Genomic DNA, 18,453 nt, shown 5'->3' on the forward strand with positions numbered 1-18,453 from the left:
CGGGCTTGTAACCGCTTACAGAAACCGCTTACATGAAGCGGACATGACAATCAATCGGTCGATTGGCCGGCGTAACGAAATCCGGACGGCGGCCTGGAATAGGATCCGGGCGACGGCGTAGACGGCACGAAAATGAAATGGAAAGGGAGCAGGATGGACGGGCAGGATCGGGGGATTTCACGACGCGCATGGCTGGCCGGGGCGGGCGCGGCGCTGGCATGGTCGGCCAGCCCGGCACGGGCGCTTCTCTCCCTGGTCGGCGAACGACCGCTTCCCGCGACGGTCGAGGCGCTGATCCCGCGCATGACGCTGGCCGAAAAGGCCGGGCAGCTCAATCTGCTCGCCGCCGCCTGGGCGGGGGGCGCGGCAACCTCGCTCAACCCGGCGGGCGCGGCATCGAGCTTCGACACGCAATTGCACATGGTGCGCCGGGGTGAACTGACCGGCGTGTTCAACGGCAATGGCGCGGAGATGGCGCGCCGGATGCAGACCGAGGCGGTGCGCCGATCGCGGCTGAAGATTCCGCTGCTATTCGCCGCCGACGTCATTCACGGCCTGCGCACCGTCTTTCCGGTGCCGCTGGCCGAGGCGGCCAGCTTCGACCCCGACCTCGCGCGCCGTACCGCCCGCGCGGCGGCGGTAGAGGCAGCGGCGTCGGGGATCGACTGGACCTTCGCGCCGATGGTCGACATCGCCCGAGACGCGCGCTGGGGGCGCGGCGTCGAGGGATCGGGCGAGGACGTGTTGCTCGGCCGGTTGATGGCGGCGGCGCGCGTCGAGGGCTTTCAGGGCAGCGGCCTCGCCGCGCCGGATGCCGTCGCGGCCTGCGCCAAGCATTTCGTGGCTTATGGCGCAGGCGAGGCCGGGCTCGACTATAACAGCGTCGACGTGTCGGAACGGACGCTGCGCGACATCTATTTCCCGCCCTTCCAGGCGGCGTTCGCGGCCGGAGCGCCGACCGTGATGGCCTCGTTCAACGATCTGTCGGGGATACCCGCCACCGGCAATCCATGGCTGCTGGATACCGTCCTGCGCCAGGAATGGGGGTTCGGCGGACTGGTCGTTTCCGACTATACCGGCGACGAGGAACTGATCGCGCACGGTTTCGCCAAGGACGGACGCGATGCGGCGCGACTGGCCTTTCTGGCCGGGGTCGACATGTCGATGCAGAGCGGTCTGTATCTTAAATATCTACCCGATCTGGTCGAGAAGGGCGAGGTTCCGCTGGCCCGACTGGACGAGGCGGTGCGCCGTGTGCTCGCGCTCAAGGTTGCGCTCGGCCTGTTCGACGACCCGTTCCGCCGCATCGACCCGGCACGCGAGAAGACGCGGATCCGCACACCCCAGACACTGGCGCTGGCGCGCGAGGCGGGGGCGCGGAGCATCGTCATGCTCCGCAACGAAGGCGACCTGCTCCCCCTGCCCCGCTCCGGCAAGACCATCGCGCTGATCGGGCCGTTTGCAGGCGGCGGGCATGACCTGATCGGGCCATGGAACGTCTATGGCACCGACCGCGAGGCCGTCGATCTGGTGACGGCGGTGCGCGAGACGCTTCCCGGCGCGACCCTGGACGATGGCAGCGATGTGGCGCGTGCCGTCGCCACGGCGCGCGCGGCCGATATCGTCGTTCTCGCGATCGGCGAGACGCAGACCATGTCCGGCGAGGCGCAGTCCCGCACCGAGATCACCGTGCCCGCCGAGCAACAGGCGCTGGTCGAGGCGATCGCCGCGACCGGCAAGCCCTATGTCGTGCTGCTGCGCACCGGGCGCGCGCTGGCGCTGACCGGCGCGGTGGCGAAGGCGCCCGCCCTGCTGGTGACGTGGTTCCTGGGTTCGCAGGACGGCCCCGCCATCGCCGATATCCTGTTCGGCGCGGTGTCGCCCTCGGCACGGCTGCCCGTGTCCTTCCCGCGCGCCAGCGGACAGGTGCCCTATTATTATGCGCACCGCAGCACGGGCCGCCCCAACCCGCCGGGGGCGCTGCAACCCTATAAGGCGCACTTCCGTGGCCATCCGAACAGCGCCCTGTTCCCGTTCGGCCATGGCCTGACCTATGGCAAGATGGTCTATTCGGACCTGCGCCTGAGCAGCCCGACAATGGGCGACACCCCGCTGACGATCCGCGCGACCGTCACCAACAACGGCCGCATGACCGCGACCGAAGTGGTCCAGCTCTATATCCATGACGTCGTGGCCAGCGTGACGCAGCCGGTACGCGTGATGAAGGCCTTCACCCGCGTCACCTTGGCGCCGGGCGCGCGACAGGAGGTGACCTTCACCCTCACCCGCGCCGACCTGTCCTTCACCGGCCGCGACTTGAAACCGACCACCGAACCCGGCGCCTTCCGCCTCTGGATCGCACCGTCGGCGGAGGCCGAGGGGCTTGCGGGCATGTTCACGCTGGCGTGATCGCGCGCCCCTCCCCGCCCTCACCCCGTGCTTGATCCGAAGCCCGCCTTTCCCGAGCAATGAAAGGCGGGCCGGTGCTGGACGACACTGCCGGGAATCCACGCGAAGCCCGTCCCCTTCGCGGGAGGGGTTGGGAGGGGTGGATCAAACCCATGTCATAACGCCTCTACGCGCACGCCAATTCCAGGCTCCGTGCCGCACCGCTATGCGCGCCCAGAACGTAGCGATGTGATGCGGAGCCCCGCCCCGCTCCGCCTTGTGCCGGAATACCCCTGACATCCTCTATCCACAAAGAATAATGATACTCATTCGCATTTTAGCGTTGCGCAAAAATCCCGCCATCGCTTAATGCGAATGATTGTTAATATCTAAAGGGGTGATTCATGTTTTTGACGCTGGCCGCCATGGCAGCGCTCGGACAGCCTGTGCGCGAGGAAGACGCGACCGAGCAGCGCGATGTCGTCGTCACCGCAACCCGCGCCCCCATTCAGGCCCAGGATGCGCCGGTGACCGTCTCGGTTAAGAAGGCGGAGGAAATTGCGGACGAACTGGCGACCGACATCAAGGACCTTGTCCGTTTCGAGCCGGGGATCAGCGTCCGGCGGGCGCCGACTCGCTTCGGTGCGGCGATGGGCACGACGGGCCGCGCAGGGAACGAGGGCTTCGTCGTTCGCGGCATCGGCGGCAACCGCGTCCTGATCCAGGTCGATGGCGTCCGTGTCCCCTATGGCTTCAGCTTCGGCGCGCAGGATGTCGGGCGCGGCGACTATGTCGATCTGGGCCTGATCAAGTCGGTCGAGTTTCTGCGGGGACCTGCCTCCGCCCTGTACGGCAGCGACGGTCTGGCGGGAGCGGTCAGTTTCACCACCAGCGATCCCGCCGACATCCTGGGCGACAAGGCGTTCGGCGGCTCGCTGCGGACACAATATGGTTCGGCGGACGAGGAATTCACCCAGTCGGGGGTCGTCGCGGGCCGCTCGGGCGCGGTATCGGCGATGCTGGCCTATACGCGGCGCGACTTTTCCGAACTGAAGAACAAGGGCGATGTCGAGGGCACCGGCGTCACCCGGACCGCACCCAACCCGCAGGACGGCCGGGCCAATGCGCTGCTCGGCAAGCTGGTCTGGAACGTCGCGCCCGGGCATCGACTGCGCGCCACCGGCGAGTATCTCGACAACCGCATCGAAACCGACGTGCTGACCGGGATCAACCGCAATGTGGCGGGGTTGCAGGCGCGCGATACGGGCAAGCGCTGGCGCGCCGGGCTGGACTGGACCTATGACGGGGCCGGGCTTGTCCAGTTCGCGCGCGCGGCGGCCTATGTCCAGGACGCGGACAATCGCCAGTTCAGCGCCGAGGACCGGGTGACGCTGGCCGACCGCACCCGGCTCAACACGCTGGAGAACCGGGTCTATGGCGGATCGGGCGAGATACGGCTGGGCTTTTCGACCGGCCCGATCACCCACCGGCTGGTGACGGGTGCGGATATCAGCGTGCTGCGCCAGCGCGGTGTTCGCGACGGCACGGTTCCCCCTGCGGGCGAGACCTTTCCGACGCGCGCCTTTCCGACGACCGACTTCACCCTGGCCGGGGCCTTTGTCGGGGATGAGATCGGCATCGGTCCGCTGACACTGCATCCTGCCCTGCGCTATGACTGGTATCGCCTGTCGCCCGATCGCGATCCGCTGCTACCCCGATTTGTCGGCGCTGCTCAGTCGGCGGACCGGCTGAGCCCGCGTATCGGCGCGGTCCTGACCCTCGCCCCCGCCCTGCGCCTGTTCGCCAGCTATGCACGCGGCTTCCGTGCGCCCGAGCCGGGACAGGTCAACCAGTTCTTCTCGAACCTGGCCTTCGGCTATACCTCGATCCCCAACCCGAAGCTGCGCCCGGAAACCAGCGAGGCGGTCGAGGCGGGGCTGCGCCTGAACAGCGAGGCCATCGACCTGTCGGCCAGCGTCTTCCGCTCCGATTATCGCGACTTCATCAGCCAGGAGGTCATGGGCGGCAATTTCACGCCCGCCAATCCCGCCTTGTACCAGTTCGTCAATCTCGACCGCGCCAAGGTGAAGGGGGCGGAGGCGCGTTTCGAGGGGCGTGCGCGCAACGGCCTGACCGGGCAACTCGCGCTGTCCTATGCGGAGGGCGAACAGATCGCCGCCAACGACACCCGCAGGCCGCTCGCCACCGTCGATCCGCTCAAGCTGGTGATGGGCATCGGCTGGCGCGAGCCGGACCAAGGGCGCTTCGGCGGTCAGGTCATCATGACGCACAGCGCACGCAAGGCGGCGCGGGACACGACCGGCCTGTGCGGTTCGGAATGCTTCCGGCCCGCCGCCTTCACGATCCTGGACGCGACGCTGTTCGCCCGGGTGACGGACGCGCTGACGCTGCGCGCGGGTATCTTCAACCTGACCAATGCCACCTATGCCTGGTGGTCCGACGTTCGCGGCCTCGGCATGCCGCGCCCCCTGCCCGCGGGCGCCGCCGATGCGCCGCCCATCGCCTTCACCCAGCCGGGCCGCAACGCCAGCGCCTCCCTTACCCTCCGTTTCTGAAAAGGGGCTATCCGATGAAGAACCGTTCGATGCTGATCGTCGCGGCGCTCGCGCTGCTGCCCGTCCCCGCCCTGGCCGATGGTCCGCTCCGACAGACCGCCGCCGAGGCACAGGCCGCCAAGGCCGCCGATCGCGCCGACATCCTGGCGATGGCCGGACACTATAAGGTGCGTTTCGACATGCAGGAAACGACGCCCTGGGCGGTGGGCTACACGCCCCTCGACCGCAAGATCTCGGGCGGGAACGAGGTGGTCCGCGTGATCGAGGACACGCCCGACCATATCGCGCTCCAGCATCTGCTGGTCGTCGAGCATGACGGCGAGACCCATGTCATCAAGCATTGGCGACAGGACTGGGATTACCAGCCCTCGCGCGTGCTGGTCTATGCGGGCCAGGGCCAATGGGTGTGGGAGGCCGTACCCGAACGGATGCGCGCCGGGCGCTGGTCGCAGACCGTCTATCAGGTCGATGACAGCCCGCGTTATGCTGGATGGGGCCGGTTCGAGACGCAAGGCGGTGTCCGCCGCTGGCGATCCAACTGGACCTGGCGCCCATTGGCCCGCCGCGATGCCGTTCGGCACCCGGTCTATGACCGCTATTACGCGATCAACCGGCACCAGCCGACGCCGACCGGCTGGGTGCATTGGCAGGACAATATGAAGATGGGCCTGAAGGACGGCAGGCTCGTCCCCATCGTCCAGGAATCGGTGCTCAATACCTATGAACGCTTCGACGGCTTCGATGGGAAGGCGGCCGACGATTATTGGGTAAAGACGAAGGATTACTGGGCCGCCGTGCGGGCGGCCTGGAGCCGGGTGGCCGATACGAAGGGCGGCATCGCGGTTCAGGAGCAGGCGGAGACCGGGACGGTCATCAGCGGTCACCTGCTGACCATCGCCGACGACATCCGGTCGGGCAAGATCACCAGCGAAGCCGGAACGGCAGAGGCGACCGCGCTGATCGATCGGAACACCAGAAAGATCGATTGACCAGCAGGGGCGCGACGGTGATCGGGTCCCCGATCAGGACGGATCGCCGCCCTCCGCCGCCGGTGCGGCCCTGGGCAGGTCCACCTTGATCTCGACCCGGCGGTTCTTGTCGCGCCCCTCGGGGTCGTCCGATCCGTCGAGCTTGCGGTTGGGGGCGATCGGCCGTGCCTCGCCCAGCGCGATGACGGTGATCCGCTCCGCCGCGACGCCCTTCTTGACCAGATAGTCCCGCGCCGCCTCGGCCCGCTTGCGCGAGGCGATCAGGTTGGACGCGTCCGAGCCGGAGGAGTCGCTATGCCCCCAGATGGTGATCGGCCCGCCCAGCGCGAACACGGGATCGGCGACCAGCCTGTCGAGCAAGGCCATCCCCGCCGGATCGGGCTGGGCACCCTTGGCCGGGAAGGGAACGGTCAGTTCGACCGGCTCGGCGGGCGGTGTCGGGGTGGGCGACGGTTCGACATCCGGACGGATGATCGACTTCTTGCTCTCTTCCGGTTCCGCCGCCGCCGCAGCGTTGCCCGTCATGGCCATGTTGCTCTCGGCCTCGACATTGGCCGGGGCTTCGGCGGCTTCGTTCGCGGCCGGTTCGTGGCTCGGCTGACAGGCGGTGATGCCCAGCCCGATCAGGACCGTCGCGAAGGCGCGCGCGGCCTTGATGTTCCCTGTCGGTATCGTCATGCGATGACCTCTCCCGTTTCAAAGACCTGATTAGCGTCCGGATCGCCATGGCGCGAGGGGCCATAGGACACGACGATGTCGCCATTTTGCGGCATCGGCCGGGCAGCATGGGTGAAGAAGCGGATGAGGCCGTCCTTGCGCAGCACGAGCAGCATGTCGGCCTCGTCCGGCAGGATCGACCGGGCATGGTCGAACTTGAACTGCTCGCTGATCCGCGTCTTGCGGAAGGTCCAGCCCGCCGCCTCGCGCCGCAGAATGTCCTCGACACCGTGCCCGGCGGTGAACATCGCGCGGCCGCGAAGGGCTTCGGGCAGGCGGCGATGATCCTCATGGTCGCCGCTGCCCCCCAGCTGATAGACCGAGTCCCGGCCGATATCATGCGCAAATTCGCTACAGACCAGCGCATTATACGCCTCGTTTTCGGTCGTCGCGACCAGCACCTGGAACTGGGTGAGGTCGAGCCGCTCCTCGGTCGTCTCGGCCAGGATCTCGCCATGATAGGTGTCGATCCCCGCCTGGCGCGCAGCCGACAGACGCTGCCAGCTGGTGTCGACGATCATCACGGGCAGGCCCAGCGACTGGATCTGGCGGGCAAGCGAGATGCTCCACGACGTGCTGCCGACGATCAGCAGCCCCTTCTGCGTCGCCCCCGTCACCTTCAGCCAGCGCGCGACATGGCGGATGCTGAAGCCATGCGCGACGATCGTCGCGACCACCACCGCAAAGGACAGGGTGACGAGGATATTGCCGTTGCCATAGCCCAACTGGTCGAGGCGCAGCGCGAACAGACCGGATACCGCCACCGCGACGACACCGCGCGGCGCGATCCAGGCGATCAGCAGCCGCTCGTTCCAGGGCAGCTTGCTGAAGGCCAGCGCGATCAGCACCGTCGCCGGGCGCACCAGGAACAGCAGCGCGAGAAGGAAGGCGGCGAAGCGCCACTCGAACAGGCGCAGCACCTCGAAATCCAGTGACGCGGAGAGCAGGACGAACACGCCGGAGATCAGCAGGACCGTCACATTCTCCTTGAACGGATGAATGTCGCGCAGCGAGTCCAGGCGCATATTGGCGATCGCGATGCCCATGACCGTCACCGCCAGCAGCCCGGTTTCCTGCTGGATCAGGTTGGACAGGACGAAGGTGCCGATCACCGCCACCAGCAGCACCGGGGCTTTGAGATATTCGGGCACATGGCCGCGCGGAAAGGCCCAGGCGATGGCGCGCGCCATGCCATAGCCGATCAGCCCCGATACCACCGCGGCACCCAGCAGCGCGATGACGACCGAGGCCAACGTACCGCCCTCGTCGACGCGGCGCAGATATTCATAGGTGATGACGGCGCACAGCGCACCGAACGGATCGTTGACGATCGCTTCCCATTTCAGGATCGCACGCGGGCGGGCCGCGATATTGCTCTGGCGCAGCAGCGGGATGACGACGGTCGGCCCCGTCACGACGAGGATACCGGCGAACAGGATCGCCACCGGCCATACCAGCCCCGCGACATAATAACAGGCCAGCGACCCCAGCACCCAGCCCAGCGGGATGCCGATCGCCATCAACCGCGTGACGGCCCCTTCCGTCTTGCGCAACTCGCGGAAATTGAGGCTTAGCCCTCCCTCGAACAGGATCAGCGCGACCGCCACCGAGATCATCGGCTCCAGCAGATCGCCAAAGGTATGTTCGGGAATGATGAGGCCGGTGATCGGCCCGGCGATGACGCCGGCGGCCAGCATCAGCGCGATGGCGGGCCATCCCGTACGCCACGCAATCCACTGCGCGCCGATCCCCAGAACACCGATCAGCGCGAAAACAAGTGCTTGTTGTTCCATGGTGCCGTGTAACTCATGGGCTGCCCAAAGGTAACCGCGTCCCCACTATATCCACCCGTCCTCAAGCCCGCGAGCTAGAGTCCGACCCGCTCGATCATCGTCGCGATCTCGACCGGCAGGGTGGTCTCGCCTTTGGGGAGCAGCCGGTTGAGCGCCGTCTGTACCCGCTTGCGCGCGACCTGATAGGCCTTGTGCCGGATCGAGCGGGTCGCATTGGTTCGCCACGACGGGCTTTCGCCGAGCAGCGCCTCCCACTTGGCCTCCTCCGCCTCCAGGATCGACAGCGCCAGCCGCAGGCCGTCGCGTCGCCCGCGCGCATAATCGTCGGATGTCTCTGCTTTCTCCATCGCCCCGCAAACTGGCCCCGATCCCGGTTCGAGGCAAGTCGGCGGTCAGGCCCGGCGCGAACGCGGACGCGGCGCCAGCCGGTCCAGCGCATCGGCATTGTCGCGCCCCCAGCCGTACAACAGCTCGACCGGCTCGACGAAGCGTTGGCCCAGATCGCTCAGCCGGTATTCGACCATCGGCGGCATGGTGCTTTGGACATGGCGGGTCAGCAGCCCGCTGCCCTCCATGTCGCGCAGCGTCTGGGTCAGCATCTTTTTCGAGATGCCCGGCAGGCTGCGCTGGAGGACGCCCGTCCGCGCGACGCCGCCGTGACGGGCGTGCAGCGTGTGCAGCACCATGCTGGTCCACTTGGTCGCGAACAGTTCCAGCACGCGGCGCGGGGCACAATCCTCCCGCCATTCTTCATCCGGCGTTCCCGGCTGCATCATCATCTCCAGGCCTGGGCACCAGATGGTGCCGTCTGGAACCGCTGTCCACCCGCCCCCAGCTAAAGTCCCTGACAAAGGAGGCTTTCATGGCGAAGACGGCATTGGTGGTGGGCGCGAGCGGGATCGTCGGCAGCGCGACGGCGGCGCTGCTGGTGGAACAGGGCTGGACGGTTCACGGCCTGGCCCGCCGACCCACCGGACAGGCGGGTGTGCAGCCGGTCGCGGCCGATCTTCAGGACCGCGATGCGACCGCAGCGGCGCTGCGCGACGTGAAGCCCGATGCGGTCTTCATCACGACCTGGCTGCGGCAGGAAAGCGAGGCGGAGAATATCCGGGTCAACGCCGCCATGGTCCGCAACCTGCTCGACGGACCGCCCAAACCCACCGGCCCGCGCCATGTCGCGCTGGTCACCGGCCTCAAACATTATCTCGGGCCGTTCGAGGCTTATGGCAAAGGCACGCTGCCGCAGACGCCGTTCCGCGAGGAACAGGGGCGGCTGGACGTCGAGAATTTCTATTATGCGCAGGAGGACGAGGTGTTCGCCGCAGCGAAGCGCGACGGCTTCACCTGGAGCGTTCACCGCCCGCATACCGTGATCGGGCTGGCGGTCGGCAACGCGATGAACATGGGCACGACGCTGGCGGTCTATGCGACGCTGTGCCGAGAGACGGGGCGGCCCTTCACCTTTCCCGGCTCGGCCGCGCAATGGTCGGGGCTGACCGACATGACCGATGCCGGGCAGCTCGCGCGGCATCTGCTCTGGGCGGCGGAGACCGAGGCGGCGCATGACGAGGCGTTCAACGTCGTCAATGGCGACGTCTTCCGATGGCAGTGGATGTGGGGCCGCATCGCCGACTGGTTCGGCGTCGAGGCCGCACCGTTCGACGGCATCGTGCGGCCGCTGGAGCAGCAGATGGCGAACGACGCCGCATTGTGGCGCGAGATCGCCGCGCGTGAAGGGCTGGCCGAACCCGATCTGAACCGCCTCGCCTCGCCCTGGCATACCGATGCCGATCTGGGCCGTCCGATCGAGGTGGTGACCGACATGTCCAAGAGCCGTCGCCTGGGCTTCACCGGCTATCAGCCGACCGACGATGCCTTCTTCGCCCTGTTCACGCGGCTCCGTGCCGACCGCCTCATTCCATAAGGCAGTGCGCGATCCGAGGCCCTGGGCGCGGCCGCGAAAGGCTGCCCGGCGGCGGGGGCTGTGCGATGTGAGTCGCCGCCCCCGCCCTTTCCGGCGGGCACCACTCGTCCGTTTCGGCCGGACGACAGACGGTAGGCAAAAAAATTCCGGATGACGCTGTCAGACGATAAATGGGTCATATCGCCAGAAAAACCGCTCCCCATTCATGATAACGTTATCATACGATGATGCCGGGTCGTGGCGATTTTATCGATCGCTTGCCGCCACTTATACCAAAAGAAAGCCAATCTAAGTCCACTTTTGCCTATCCGAAATGGGACCGGCAAGCCGCCGCGATTGCCGCCTTGCGTGGGCAAAATGTGACGGATCACGGTCACGCCGCTTTATAAAGTCTTAGAAATTCCCGTGTGATTCGCGGCGATCTTGATCCGGATCAATGTCAAAAACGCGGGAAACATCATGCGGGCCACAATCAAACTGAAGCTGGGCGCGACATTCGCCATCGTGCTTGCCTTGTTGCTGGGCATGGCGGCCCTTGCCGCCTCGAAACTGAACGAAATGAACAGCGTCACCACCGCGATCATCACTGGTCCGGCGGCTCGGCTTGACCGGGCGGAAACGCTAAACGAGCGCATCAGCTACGCGGTCCGCATGGAAAAGAATCTCGCGCTTTCCTCCGAGGATCAACAGATGCGGATGTTCGACAGCGACCTGATGCGGGCTCGCTCGGACATAAAGTCGCTGATCGAAGCGGGCCTGGCGACCGCCACGCCGGCGGGCCGACCGATCTGGGCCAAAATCAGTAATGACTATGCCGCCTGGTCGCCCGTCAATGACACGGTCCGCCGCCTCGGCCTTGCCAATCACAATGAGGAAGCCGGTGCGCTGTCGATGACGAAATCGCGCGAATTGGCGAGCAAGATCAGCGAAGGGACGCTGCAACTCGTCCAGAATGCCAAGGCAGACATGGATACCGCCCGGCAGAATGCCGACGCCATCTACAGCAGCGCGCGCAACACGCTGCTTGTCATCTCGGGCCTGGCCCTGCTGATCGCGCTGGTCGGTGCGGTCTGGATCGCACGGATCGTGTCGCAGGGCCTGAAGAAGATCTCGATCGCGATCCAGGCGGTGGCGATCGGCGATATCGAACAGGAGGTGACGGTCGCCACCAATGACGAGATCAAGGATCTGGTCGATACGGTGAATCACATGACCGCCAATCTGCGCCGGAGCGCGCGGCTGGCCGACACTATTGCCGAGGGCGACCTGAGCATCGATCACCAGGCGCTGTCGGACAAGGACCTTCTGGGCCACGCTCTGATCCGCATGACCACCAACTTGCGCAAGTCGGCGGAACTGGCGGAGACGATCGCGGGCGGCGACCTGACCGTCAGCCACCGGCTGTTGTCTGACCGGGACTCGCTGGGCCAGGCGCTGGTCATGATGATCGAGCGGCTGCGCGGTGTCGTCGGCGACGCCACGCTGGCCGCCAAGAATGTCGCCGCGGGTAGCCAGCAGCTGTCCTCGTCATCGGAGCAGATGTCGCAGGGCGCGACGGAACAGGCGGCCGCCGCCGAGGAAGCCTCCGCATCGATGGAGCAGATGGCGGCGAACATCAAACAGAATGCCGACAATGCCAGCCAGACCGAAAAAATCGCCCGCCAGTCCTCGCAGGATGCCGAGATCAGCGGCGCGGCGGTGCAGAAGGCCGTCGGCGCGATGCGCACCATCGCCGAGAAGATCACCATCGTGCAGGAAATCGCCCGCCAGACCGATCTGCTCGCGCTGAACGCCGCGGTCGAGGCGGCGCGGGCGGGCGAACATGGTCGCGGCTTTGCGGTCGTGGCCGCCGAGGTGCGCAAGCTGGCCGAACGGAGCCAGATTGCGGCGGGCGAGATCAGCGGCATGTCCTCCGACACGGTGGCGGCGGCGCAACAGGCCGGGGAGATGCTCGGTTCGCTCGTCCCCGACATCCGCCGCACCGCCGAGCTGGTCGCCGAGATCAGCGCCGCGTGCCGCGAACAGGATATCGGCGCCACCCAGATCAACGCCGCGATCCAGCAGCTCGATCAGGTCACGCAGCAGAACGCCGCCGCCTCCGAGCAGATTTCCGCGACCTCCGAGGAACTCGCCAGCCAGGCCGAGGAACTGGAGGAGAATATCGCCTTCTTCCGCATCGACAACGGCTCGCGCCGCGCAGGCCGGACGCCCGCCCCGGCGCGGAACCCCGCGCCCGCCAAGAAGGCCAAGCCCGCCGCACGCACCAACGCGGTCGCCGACCAGCAGGCGCGCATCCGCGGCTTCGCGCTGGACATGTCGACCGGCGGCCCGGACGGTGAAGACGCCGATTTCGGCCGCGCCGCCTAAGGGGCAAGCGCCTGTACCGCGCGTGCGCACCATCCCGGCGGAGGCCGGGATCCAGTTGGGTCAGCGCTCGCAGATGATGCAAGTCGTCCCGCGACTGGACCCCGGCCTCCGCCGGGGTGGCGTGCGGGAATGGGGAAGGCGAATGACTGCAATGCCTTCCTCAGAATTGTTCTCGGAAAGCCCCAGTCGCAGGGTAATACCGGGCCGATCGACACGCACATATGCCCTTCTCCGCCTCGCCCCTCGCGGAGGGGAGAGGGACCGTCGATGCGAATTCGCGATCGCCCCCCTCACCCCGCCAGCAACGTCCGCGCACATCCCTGCACATGATCGGCGATCAGCTTGAACGCCGCGCTCATCGGCGACTGGCGGCGCCAGGCGATGGCGATCGACCGATGGGTGCGCCAGCCCTGGACGGGCAGGATCTTCAATCCCGCCGCCCCGCCCACTTCCGATCGCAGATACAGGCTGGGCAAAAGCGTCAGGCCCAGCCCGCTGGCGACCATCTGGTGCAGGCTTTCCAGGCTGGTCCCGTAATAGTCCGGCGCGATGGTCATGCCATAATGGTCCGCGACCTCGGCCGCCTGGCGCGCCAGATGATGACGCGGGTCCAGCGTCAGCAGCGAACTGCCGGTGAGCATGTCGCGATCCGCTTCGATGGCGGCATCGATGGGGTGGTCGAGCGCCGCGACCAGATGCAGCGGCTCGCGGAACAGCGGCTCGACGGTCAGGTCGTCGCCCGTCATGGGCAGCGGGCCGAGCAGCACGTCGATATCGCCGCGCGACAGCTCGCGTATCTGTTCGTCGGGTATCCCCTCGCGCACATGCAGGCGCAGGCGCGGGGCCATACGGTGCAGTTCGGCGATGATCGGCGAAAGGAGATACGGCCCCAGCGTCGGCGTCGTCCCCAGCTTCAGCGTGCCGGTCAGGCTGTCGGACGAACCCGCCGCCAGCGCCACGATATCGCTGGCGTCGCTCAACATGCGCCGCGCCGTCGCCACGATACTGCGCCCTATCGGCGTCAGGATCGCGCCCGTCGCACTGCGCTCCAGCAGTCTGGCGCCCAGCCGCTCCTCCAGCGTGCGGACCTGCTGGCTGAGCGTCGGCTGCGAGACATTGGCGACCCGCGCCGCCAGCGCGAAGGACCCCGTGTCCGCGATCGTGACGAGATATTCGAGCTGACGCAGGGTAAGCATAGGATCCTATAGCGGCTTTCTATACCCTGGGCACGGCAATTCCGATTGGCCACCGCCATGATATGTCGTTACACCAATTTCACTAGGATCAAGCCGAAGCGTACCTTTCATGGAGGGGAACATGAGGGTGCTGCGGAGTGACGGTGGCCGTCGGCTGCCCGCTCCGGCTCGGCCAGGATACGGAAAAAGGGGCGCGTTTTGGCGGGACAGCGATTGGGTTTTCGGGATGCGGTGGGCTGGCTGTCGCAAATCATAGGGCCTGATTCGGCCTATGTCCGTCTTGGCATCGTCTACACCATCGCGATCAGCCTGCTGGCGCTGGCGACGCCCATCTCGGTCCAGTTACTGATCAACAGCGTCGCCAATACCGCCATGCCCGCCCCGCTCTGGGCGCTGTCGGGCGTGCTGCTGATGCTGTTGCTGATGGTCGCCGGGCTCAGCGCGCTCAGGGTGTGGATCATGGCGGCGTTCGAACGTCGCCTCTTCTCGCGCGTCGTCGCCGAAGTGACGGTCCGGGCGGTCCATGCGCAGGACCCGTTTTTCGCCGATGGCAATCGCGGCGACCTGTTCAACCGCTATTTCGACCTGGTGGTCGTCCAGAAATCGGTGCCCAGCCTGGTCATCGGCGCCTTCACCATCATGCTCCAGGCGGCGATCGGCCTGACCATCACCAGCTTCTACCACCCGGTCTTCCTGGCCTTCAACGTGGTGCTGGTCGCGGCCCTCCTGCTGGTGTGGATGCTGTGGCGGCGCGGCGCGATCAGCGGGGCGGTGGCGCTCAGCCATGCCAAGCACAATGCCGCCCGCTGGCTGGAGAGCGTCGGCGGGTCGAACGGCTTCTACAAGTCGCTGCGCCATCTCGACTTCGCGATGAACCGGTCGGAGGCGATGACCGCCAATTATGTCGACACGCATCGCCGCTATTTCCGCTATCAGTTCGCGCAGACCATCGCCTTCCTGCTGATCTACGCCTTTGCCAGCGCCGGATTGCTGCTGCTGGGCGGCATGTTGATCCTGCGCGGGCAACTGTCGCTGGGCCAGCTGGTCGCGGCCGAGCTGATCCTGTCGGGCGTCTTCTACGGCATCTCGCAATTCGGCTGGTATCTCGACACCTTCTACGACCTGGTCGCCAGTTCCGAGGAGCTGTCGCTGCTGTTCGCCATCCCGCAGGAGCCGACCGTGCGCGGCGATAACGGCCCGCGCGACGGATCGGTCAAGCTGACCGACGTCGCGTTCAACGACGCTCGCTACAACCTTACGCTGGCGGCCGGGGAGCAGCTCGTCACCGTGACCGAGCCGGGGGCCGAGCGTCTGCTGGCGATGCTGCTGAAGCGCCACGCGCTGCCCGATCGCGGCCTGGTGCGGATCGGCAACGCCGATCTGGGCTCGTTCGACATGTACCGCCTGCGCTCCGACGTGACGGTGCTCGACCGCTCGACCATCGTCGAGGTCACGATCCGCGAATATCTGCGCCTTGCCTCGGGCGAGCTGGCCGAAAAGGCGATGGAGGCGCTGGCGCTGGTCGGGCTGGAACGTCGTCTGGCCAGCCTGCCACAGGGGCTGGACACGCCGCTGGGTTCGACCGGCTATCCGCTGAGCGTCGGCGAGACGATGGCGCTCAAGCTCGCCAATGCGCTGCTGGTCGGCCCCAAGCTGCTGCTGCTCGGCCAGCTCTACGACCTGTTGCCGCCCGAACGGCTTCGCGCCGCGCTGCGCCTGTTGCGGGAGCATGGCACGACCGTGCTGCTGTGCACCGGCCGCCCCGAGGACATGGAACTGGACGGCTATCTCTATCTCGGTCTGACCGAACAGCGCCGCTTCGACCAGCTCGTCGACCTTCAGAACGCCTATCGCCGGGAGGACGCCGATGTCGCCTGATCAGCTCGCGCATTTCCGTACCCTCTCGTCGCTGCGTCCGCCACGGGTCACGGTCGCCATCGCCTGGATCCTGACGGTCGGGATCGCGGCGGTCATCTTCATCCTGTTCTTCGTGCCGTGGCTGCAGACCGCGCAGGGGCGCGGCCAGGTCGTCTCGCTCGACCCCACCGACCGGGCGCAGGACGTGACCGCTCTGGTGCCGGGCAGGGTCGAGCGCTGGTATGTCCATGACGGCCAGCATGTGAAGCAGGGCGACCCGATCGCGCGGATCATCGACCTCGATCCCAATCTGCTCTCCCGCCTTGCCGCCGAACGCGCGCAGGTGGAGGCCGAGATCGCCTCGGTCCGCCAGTCTCAGGCGGTCGCCCAGATCGACGTCAACCGCACCCGCCAGCTCTATTCGGAGGGGCTGGCCTCGCGCCGCGATTACGAACAGGCGCAGATCAAGGTCGCCGACTCCGGCGCCAAGCTGGCGGAGTCGCGGGCCAAGCTGAACCGGATCGACGTGCAGCTGAACCGCCAGTCGGCGCAGCTGGTCCGCGCCCCGCGCGCCGGTCGTATCCAGAATCTGAACGCGGCGGCGGGCGGTGCCTATGTCTCGGCGGGCACGGCGCTGGCGGTGGTCGCGCCGGAAGAGGTGCAGCGCGCGGTCGAATTGCTGATCGACGGCCGCGACGTGCCGCTGCTGCGCCCCGGTCGCCCGGTGCGTCTGGAATTCGAGGGCTGGCCCGCGATACAGTTCAGCGGCTGGCCCTCGATCGCCTATGGCTTTTTCGACGGTCGCGTCCGCACGATCGATCCCAATGCCAATGCGCAGGGGCTGTTCCGCATCCTGGTCGAGCCTGCGCCGGGCAAGCCCGCCTGGCCCGAGCGCCGCTTCGTCCGGCTGGGCGGCAAGGTGCAGGGCTGGGTCCAGGGCGAGACGGTGACGGTCGGCTATGAGCTGTGGCGTCAGCTCAACGACTTCCCGCTGGAATTCGGCCAGACGGTGAATGACAAGCAGGACGACAAGGGCGCGAAGGACGATGACAAGAAGATCGCGGCCAAGGCGGGCAAGCCGAAATGATGCGCTCGCTGCTGCTGATCTCCGCGCTCGCCGTCCCGGCCCTGTCCGCCCCCGTCACAGCGCAGCGGATCGAGGCCAACCCGCGTCCCGCGCCCATGCCCAAGTCCGGGCCGCTGACCCTGGACGAGGTGCTGCGCTCCTCCGCTCGCGCCGCACCCCAGATCGTCGAGGCGCTGGCCAGGATCCGCTCCGCCGAGGGCAAGGCGATCACCGCCGATGGTGCCTTCGACACGGTGTTCGAGGCCGAGGGCCGCTCGCGCACGCTCGGCTATTATGACGGCACCGTCGCCGCCGCGAGCGCCAACCGCCCGCTGAGCAACAATGGCGGCTATGTCTATGGCGGCTACCGGGTCAGCCGGGGCAGTTTCCCGGTCTATGAGGACCAGAATTACACCAACCGCCTGGGCGAGGTGAAGGTCGGCGCGCTCTATTCGCTGTTGCGCGACCGGCTGGTCGACGAGCGCCGCACGAAGCGCACGCTGGCCTCGGGCGATATCGACATCGCCAGGTTCGAGCGTGAAGCCGTAGCGATCGGCGTGCAGCGACGCGCGGTCGACGCCTATCAGAACTGGGTCGCGGCGGGCCTGCGCCTGCGGGCGTATCGCGACCTGCTCGACCTGTCGCTCAACCGGCGCGGCGGACTGGCGCGGCAGGTGGAGCTGGGCGCGCGGCCCGATATCCTGCTGGCCGAGAATGACCAGAATGTCGTCCGCCGCCGGGCGCTGGTGGTGCGGGCCGAGGGAGATTTCCTGGCGGCGGCCAATGCCCTGTCGCTCTATTACCGCGATGCCGAGGGCGATCCGGTACAGGTCGGGCCGGAACGCCTGCCGGGTGGGGCCGAGGCGCTGTCCGGCGTCGCGGTGGCGGCGCGCCGGAATTTCGAACAGCGCCGCCCCGACCTGCAGGTTCTGCTGGCAAGGATCGACCAGGGATCGGCGCGTCTGGCGCTGGCGCAGAACGACCTGCGTCCCCGGTTCGACCTGCGCGGCGAGATGGGCAAGGATGTCGGCCCGGTCGGCCTCGGCGGCCCCAGTCGCACGCCGCTGGAGGCGGCGGTCGGCTTTCGCTTCTCGATGCCGCTCCAGAACCGCGCGGCGAAGGGCCGCATGGTCGAGGCGCAGGCCGAGATGGATGCGCTGTCGGCGCGCAGCCGCTTCCTGCGCGACCAGATCGCGGTGGAGGTCGAAGGGATCACCATCGGCGTCGATGCCGCCGAAAAGCTGGCCACCATCGCCGAGCAGGAGCGTCAGCTGGCCGAACGGCTCGCCGCGGCCGAGCGGCGGCGGTTCGAGCTGGGGTCGAGCGACTTCTTCCTGGTCAACCAGCGCGAGGAAACCGCGAACGACGCCCGTGTCCGCCTGATCGACGCCCAGGCCCGGATCGCGGCCGCCCGCGCCGAACTGGCCGCCGCCACCGCCGACCGCACGGCGCTGGGGCTGGAGCCGTAGGACATTCATTCCTCCCCCTGCGGGGGCGCAACAGGGGCATGTCGGTCAGCAGCAGCGGCGAATAACCGACTCTGGAAACAACCAGAGCATGATGACATGGGATCGAACCGA

The 18,453-nt window shown here is 67.2% G+C and carries 13 protein-coding genes; 8 read left to right on the plus strand and 5 right to left on the minus strand.

Annotated features, from left to right (window positions below):
- The first annotated feature begins 153 nt into the window (after positions 1-153).
- From SP5_RS14710 to SP5_RS14720, 3 genes are all read left to right on the plus strand, one after another.
- Positions 154-2,409 carry a glycoside hydrolase family 3 N-terminal domain-containing protein gene (locus SP5_RS14710; RefSeq protein ID WP_042490144.1) on the plus strand — a complete coding sequence of 752 codons (2,256 nt, stop codon included), beginning with the start codon at positions 154-156 and terminating at the stop codon, positions 2,407-2,409.
- Positions 2,410-2,792: 383 nt separating this feature from the next.
- A complete protein-coding gene (locus SP5_RS14715) occupies positions 2,793-4,964 on the plus strand; it encodes a TonB-dependent hemoglobin/transferrin/lactoferrin family receptor (protein ID WP_052811571.1) in 2,172 nt (723 codons plus the stop codon).
- A gap of 14 nt (positions 4,965-4,978) precedes the next feature.
- Positions 4,979-5,953, plus strand: coding sequence for a DUF6607 family protein (locus tag SP5_RS14720; protein ID WP_042490147.1), 975 nt, complete (start codon positions 4,979-4,981; stop codon positions 5,951-5,953).
- 33 nt (positions 5,954-5,986) lie between these two features.
- Here the strand turns inward: SP5_RS14720 and SP5_RS14725 are convergent, their stop codons facing one another.
- The 4 genes from SP5_RS14725 to SP5_RS14740 form a co-directional block, all read right to left on the minus strand.
- Entirely contained in the window at positions 5,987-6,631 is a 645-nt protein-coding gene (locus SP5_RS14725; protein ID WP_052811572.1) for an OmpA family protein, read from the minus strand.
- Complete coding sequence (locus SP5_RS14730; RefSeq protein ID WP_042490149.1) at positions 6,628-8,463, minus strand: cation:proton antiporter; 1,836 nt, start codon at positions 8,461-8,463, stop codon at positions 6,628-6,630. Before SP5_RS14730 ends, SP5_RS14725 begins: the two co-directional genes overlap by 4 nt.
- A gap of 74 nt (positions 8,464-8,537) precedes the next feature.
- Positions 8,538-8,810: a hypothetical protein gene (locus tag SP5_RS14735; protein WP_042490151.1), complete on the minus strand. Its 273-nt coding sequence runs from the start codon at positions 8,808-8,810 to the stop codon at positions 8,538-8,540.
- A gap of 45 nt (positions 8,811-8,855) precedes the next feature.
- On the minus strand, positions 8,856-9,236 hold the full coding sequence (locus tag SP5_RS14740; RefSeq protein WP_042490216.1) for a winged helix-turn-helix transcriptional regulator: 381 nt from the start codon (positions 9,234-9,236) through the stop codon (positions 8,856-8,858).
- 89 nt (positions 9,237-9,325) lie between these two features.
- Between SP5_RS14740 and SP5_RS14745 the strand changes: the two genes are divergently transcribed.
- Together SP5_RS14745 and SP5_RS14750 are read left to right on the plus strand one after the other, a co-directional pair.
- Positions 9,326-10,387, plus strand: coding sequence for an SDR family oxidoreductase (locus SP5_RS14745; RefSeq protein ID WP_042490153.1), 1,062 nt, complete (start codon positions 9,326-9,328; stop codon positions 10,385-10,387).
- 459 nt (positions 10,388-10,846) lie between these two features.
- Positions 10,847-12,754 (plus strand): methyl-accepting chemotaxis protein, encoded by a 1,908-nt coding sequence (locus tag SP5_RS14750; RefSeq protein ID WP_042490218.1) that lies wholly within the window; start codon positions 10,847-10,849, stop codon positions 12,752-12,754.
- Between the two features lie 290 nt (positions 12,755-13,044).
- Here SP5_RS14750 and SP5_RS14755 read toward each other — a convergent pair whose 3' ends face one another.
- The gene (locus SP5_RS14755) at positions 13,045-13,950 is read right to left on the minus strand and encodes a hydrogen peroxide-inducible genes activator (RefSeq protein ID WP_042490155.1); all 906 of its coding nucleotides are present in this window, start codon (positions 13,948-13,950) and stop codon (positions 13,045-13,047) included.
- Positions 13,951-14,148: 198 nt separating this feature from the next.
- Between SP5_RS14755 and SP5_RS14760 the strand changes: the two genes are divergently transcribed.
- From SP5_RS14760 to SP5_RS14770, 3 genes are read left to right on the plus strand one after another with little or no spacing between them, the layout of a single operon-like run.
- The gene (locus tag SP5_RS14760) at positions 14,149-15,828 is read left to right on the plus strand and encodes an ABC transporter transmembrane domain-containing protein (protein WP_042490157.1); all 1,680 of its coding nucleotides are present in this window, start codon (positions 14,149-14,151) and stop codon (positions 15,826-15,828) included.
- Complete coding sequence (locus SP5_RS14765) at positions 15,818-16,894, plus strand: efflux RND transporter periplasmic adaptor subunit (protein WP_042490160.1); 1,077 nt, start codon at positions 15,818-15,820, stop codon at positions 16,892-16,894. Before SP5_RS14760 ends, SP5_RS14765 begins: the two co-directional genes overlap by 11 nt.
- Positions 16,891-18,342, plus strand: a complete 1,452-nt coding sequence (locus tag SP5_RS14770) for a TolC family protein (protein WP_084220708.1) — start codon at positions 16,891-16,893, stop codon at positions 18,340-18,342. Before SP5_RS14765 ends, SP5_RS14770 begins: the two co-directional genes overlap by 4 nt.
- Positions 18,343-18,453: the final 111 nt, after the last annotated feature.

This window comes from Sphingomonas parapaucimobilis NBRC 15100 (genome assembly GCF_000787715.1).
In the GTDB taxonomy this organism is placed as follows: domain Bacteria; phylum Pseudomonadota; class Alphaproteobacteria; order Sphingomonadales; family Sphingomonadaceae; genus Sphingomonas; species Sphingomonas parapaucimobilis.